The organism is Streptomyces niphimycinicus, assembly GCF_018883605.1.
Lineage (GTDB): Bacteria > Actinomycetota > Actinomycetes > Streptomycetales > Streptomycetaceae > Streptomyces > Streptomyces niphimycinicus.
On sequence record NZ_JAHLEM010000541.1, the window covers coordinates 1 to 4,703 of the forward strand.

Annotated in this window: 5 protein-coding genes; all 5 read left to right on the plus strand. The window is 72.6% G+C overall.

Annotated features, from left to right (window positions below; all coding sequences use genetic code 11):
- Positions 1–1,006 (plus strand): segregation and condensation protein A (locus tag KN815_RS35540; RefSeq protein ID WP_253209436.1); only part of this gene is annotated, 1,006 nt, incomplete at its 5' end.
- The gene (gene scpB, locus KN815_RS35545) at positions 1,003–1,683 is read left to right on the plus strand and encodes an SMC-Scp complex subunit ScpB (protein WP_078640684.1); all 681 of its coding nucleotides are present in this window, start codon (positions 1,003–1,005) and stop codon (positions 1,681–1,683) included. The genes KN815_RS35540 and scpB, both read left to right, overlap by 4 nt.
- A complete protein-coding gene (locus KN815_RS35550) occupies positions 1,683–2,783 on the plus strand; it encodes a pseudouridine synthase (RefSeq protein WP_216345968.1) in 1,101 nt (366 codons plus the stop codon). The genes scpB and KN815_RS35550 overlap by 1 nt, the downstream gene beginning before the upstream one ends.
- Positions 2,784–3,006: 223 nt before the next feature.
- A complete protein-coding gene (gene aroH, locus KN815_RS35555; RefSeq protein WP_216345969.1) occupies positions 3,007–3,369 on the plus strand; it encodes a chorismate mutase in 363 nt (120 codons plus the stop codon).
- Entirely contained in the window at positions 3,366–4,451 is a 1,086-nt protein-coding gene (locus KN815_RS35560) for a prephenate dehydrogenase (RefSeq protein ID WP_216345970.1), read from the plus strand. The genes aroH and KN815_RS35560 overlap by 4 nt, the downstream gene beginning before the upstream one ends.
- Positions 4,452–4,703 lie beyond the last annotated feature (252 nt).

Sequence of the window (4,703 nt, forward strand, 5' to 3'; positions counted from 1 at the left end):
CTCGGGGGGCGGGCACGGCGGCGACGCGGCCGGGGCCGGGAGCGACGCGAGTGACGAGCCCGAGGCGGGCGGCGGGACCGGCCGGGACGAGGCGCGCGGCGACGAGGTCCAGGCCGAGGACGGCGGCAATCGGTTCACCGTGCGGCTGGACAACTTCGAGGGGCCCTTCGACCTCCTCCTCCAGTTGATCTCCAAGCACAAGCTGGACGTCACCGAGGTCGCGCTCTCCAAGGTCACCGACGAGTTCATGGTCTATATCCGCGCCATGGGGCCGGACTGGGACCTCGACCAGACCACCGAGTTCCTCGTCGTCGCGGCGACCCTGCTGGACCTCAAGGCGGCCCGGCTGCTGCCCGCCGCCGAGGTCGAGGACGAGGCGGACCTGGCGCTGCTGGAGGCGCGCGACCTGCTCTTCGCGCGGCTGCTCCAGTACCGCGCGTACAAGCAGATCGCGGACATCTTCAACGACCGGCTGATCGCCGAGAGCGCCCGTTACCCCCGTACGGTCGGTCTGGAGCCGCACCACGCCGAGCTGCTCCCCGACGTCGTCATCAGCATCGGGCCCGAGGGCTTCGCCAAGCTGGCCGTCAAGGCCATGCAGGCCAAGCCCAAGCCGCAGGTCTATATCGACCACATCCACGCCCCCCTGGTCAGCGTCCGGGAGCAGGCCGAGGTGGTGGTCGCGCGGCTGCGGGAGCTGGGGGAGGCCACCTTCGGCACGCTCACCGAGGACGCCCCCGACGTCCTTACGGTCGTCGCGCGCTTCCTGGCGCTCCTGGAGCTCTACCGCGAGCGCGCGATCCTGCTCGACCAGCCGGAGGCGCTCGGGTCGCTCATGGTCCGCTGGACGGGAGAGGCGGGGCAGGAGCCGCTGGTCACCGACGAGTTCGACCAGGAGGCCCGGGCCAAGCCCGGTAAGGAGACGGCCACGCCGGAGCCGGAGAACGAGCCGGAGAACGAGCCGGAGAAGGAGTCGGAGAAGGAGAAGGAGGAGGTACCGAGTTGAGCGAGCAGCGGACATCCGCCGGGCTCTCCGAGGTCGCCGAGCTGGACCTCAAGCCCGCCCTGGAAGCCGTCCTCATGGTCGTCGACGAGCCCGCCACCGAGGAGCACCTCGCCAAGGTGCTGGCCCGGCCGCGCCGCGCCGTCGCGGACGCGCTGCGCGAGCTGGCCGACGAGTACGCGACCCAGGGCCGGGGCTTCGAGCTGCGGCTGGTCGCGGGCGGCTGGCGCTACTACACGCGCCCGGCCTACGCCGCCGCCGTCGAGGGGTTCGTCCTGGACGGCCAGCAGGCCCGGCTCACCCAGGCCGCTTTGGAAACCCTCGCGGTGGTCGCGTACCGTCAGCCGGTCAGCCGTTCCCGTGTCTCGGCCGTCCGCGGTGTCAACTGCGACGGCGTCATGCGGACCCTCCTCCAGCGGGGACTGGTCGAGGAGGCGGGCACGGAACCCGAAACAGGTGCGATCCTGTACAGGACGACGAACTACTTCCTGGAGCGGATGGGCCTGCGAGGGCTGGACGAGCTTCCGGAGCTGGCACCGTTCCTCCCCGAGGCGGACGCGGTCGAGGGCGAGTCCCAGGAGGGCGTGCCGTCGTTCGATCCGGACGCCATCGACAGCGATGACGCGCACGACGACGTAGAACACCGAGCCCGTAGCGGCCACTCTCAGACGGAAACTTGATGCGAAGCAGCGGCAGGAACAGCAGGGGCAGCGGCAGCGGTAGCGGCGGCAACAACTACCGGGGCGCGGGGAACCGGCGCGACGAGCAGCAGCAGCGCGCCGGCCGCCCCCGCCCCGAGGAGCGCCGCTACGACGTGGGCGGCGGCCCCCAGGCGGGCCCCGGCCCTAAGGCGGGCCCCAAGGGAGGCCAGGGTGGCGGCCCCAAGGGCGGCCCCAAGGGCGGCACGGCCAAGAGCGGTGCCCCCAAGGGCGTCGGCGGCCGCGGCCGCAAGCCGAACGCCCCGGCCCGTCCGCGCGAGTACGAGGCGCAGATGGAGGAGCGCAACCGCGCCCGCCACGACAAGCCGCGGGTCGCCCTGCCCAAGACCTTCGGCGAGGTCGAGGGCGAGCGGCTACAGAAGGTCCTCGCCCGCGCAGGCATGGGCTCGCGCCGCGCCTGTGAGGAGCTGATCGACCAGGCCCGGGTCGAGGTCAACGGCAAGATCGTGACCGAGCAGGGGCTGCGCGTCGACCCCGAGAAGGACGAGATCAAGGTCGACGGGCTGACCGTGGCCACCCAGTCGTATCTCTTCTTCGCGCTGAACAAGCCCGCCGGTGTCGTCTCCACCATGGAGGACCCCGACGGCCGCCAGTGCCTGGGCGACTATGTGACCAACCGCGAGACCCGGCTCTTCCACGTCGGCCGGCTCGACACCGAGACCGAGGGCATCATCCTGCTCACCAACCACGGTGAGCTGGCCCACCGCCTCACCCACCCCCGCTACGGCGTGAAGAAGACCTATCTCGCCGCCATCCAGGGCCCGCTCCCGCGCGACCTGGGCAAGCGGCTCAAGAGCGGCATCGAGCTGGAGGACGGCTACGCCCGCGCCGACCACTTCCGGGTGGTGCAGAACACCGGCAAGAACTATCTGGTCGAGGTGAGCCTGCACGAGGGCCGTAAGCACATCGTGCGGCGGATGCTGGCCGAGGCCGGTTTCCCGGTCGACAAGCTGGTGCGGACGGCCTTCGGCCCGATCGCGCTCGGCGACCAGAAGTCCGGCTGGCTGCGCCGGATGACCAACACCGAGGTCGGCATGCTGATGCGCGAGGTCGAGCTCTGAGAGCCGGGGACCTCCGAGGGCCCGGGGACCGCCGAGGCCGGAGGCCCGGGGACCGCTGACGGCTCCGGCCGTCGTGGCGGCCCGCCGCGTCCCGCCCACCGGTGTCTCGTCCAGCGGTCGCCCCGAGAGGCTGTCGGACCCGCTCGTTACGCTGATCGGGAGTGCGGCCGGTGACCGGCCGCACCCGACGCACGACAGGCACAGCGCGCACAGGGAGCGAGACGTGGCGGTACGAGCGGTCCGCGGGGCAGTCCAGCTTGAGCGGGACGAGCCGGAGCACATGCATGAGCAGGTCTCCGCGCTGCTGACGGCCATCCTGGCGCGCAATGCCCTCGACCCCGACGATCTGATCAGTGTGTGGTTCACGGCCACCCCCGATCTGCACAGCGACTTCCCCGCGGCCGCCGCCCGCAAGCTGGGCATCACCGATGTGCCGCTGATCTGCGCCCAGGAGCTGGACATAGCGGGGGCCATGCCCCGCGTCGTCCGCATCCTGGCGCATATCGAGACCTCCCTGCCCAAGTCCGAGATCGCCCATGTCTACCTCGGCGCCGCCGCCGCCCTCCGCAAGGACATCGCCCAATGAGAACCGCGCTCGTCATCGGCACCGGCCTGATCGGCACCTCCGCCGCGCTGGCCCTGGCCGGCCGCGGGGTCCAGGTGCACCTCGCCGACCATGACGCGGACCAGGCCCGCACCGCCGAGGCGCTCGGCGCCGGGACGCAGGGCGAGCCCGAGGGGCCCGTGGACCTGGCGATCGTCGCCGTGCCCCCGGCGTACGTGGCCGGGACGGTGGCCGATGTACTGCGCCGCGGCCTGGCCCGGGGCGTGCTGGACGTCGCGAGCGTCAAGGGCGGCCCGCGCCGCGAGCTGGAGGCCCTCGGCTGCGATCTGACCCGCTACATCGGCACGCATCCGATGGCGGGCCGGGAGCGCTCCGGGCCGCTGGCCGCCACCGCCGACCTCTTCGAGGGGCGGCCCTGGGTGCTCACGCCCACCGGCGGCACCGACACCGAGGTGCTCAACCTCGCGCTCGAGCTCGTCGCGCTGTGCCGGGCCGTGCCCGTGGTGATGGAGGACGAGGCCCACGACCGGGCGGTGGCGCTGGTCTCGCACACCCCGCACCTGCTGTCCAGCATGGTCGCCGCACGGCTCCAGGACGCCGATGAGACGGCCGTGCGGCTGTGCGGCCAGGGCATCCGCGACGTCACCCGGATCGCGGCCTCCGACCCCGCCATGTGGATCGACATCCTCTCCGCCAACCCCGGCCCGGTCGCCGATGTGCTCGCCGCCGTCGCCTCCGACCTCGACGAGACGGTGCGGGCGCTGCGCGCGCTCCAGTCCGCCGACGAGGCCAAGCGCGGCGACGGCACGGCCGGTATCGAGGACGTGCTGCGCCGGGGCAACGCCGGGCGCGAGCGGGTGCCGGGCAAGCACGGCGCCGCCTCGGCCGTCTATGAGACCGTCACGGTGCTCATCGGCGACCAGCCCGGCGAGCTGGCCCGGATCTTCGCCGACGCGGGCCGGGCGGGGGTCAACATCGAGGACGTCCGGATCGAGCACGCCACCGGGCAGCAGTCCGGTCTGATCCAGCTCATGGTCGAGCCCTCGGCGGCCCCGGGGCTCACCAAGGCCCTGCGCGAGCGGGGCTGGTCCATCCGGCAGTAGCGATGACCCGGACCGCCGGGCGCCCCGGCGGACCGGGCCACCCCTGTGGACGGCCCCGGGCGGACCGGGGCCGTCCACAGGGGTGCGAAGCCGCCCGTGGGAAGCCAGTAACCTTGTCCGAGGCTCACCTGGCCCGTTCAACTCAGCCCCGTGCACACGAAAGGTGTCTGTCACCGTGGAAACCGCCGCCCGGACCGCCCCGGCAGCAGTGATTGTCGCGATCGACGGCCCCGCAGGCACGGGCAAGTCCAG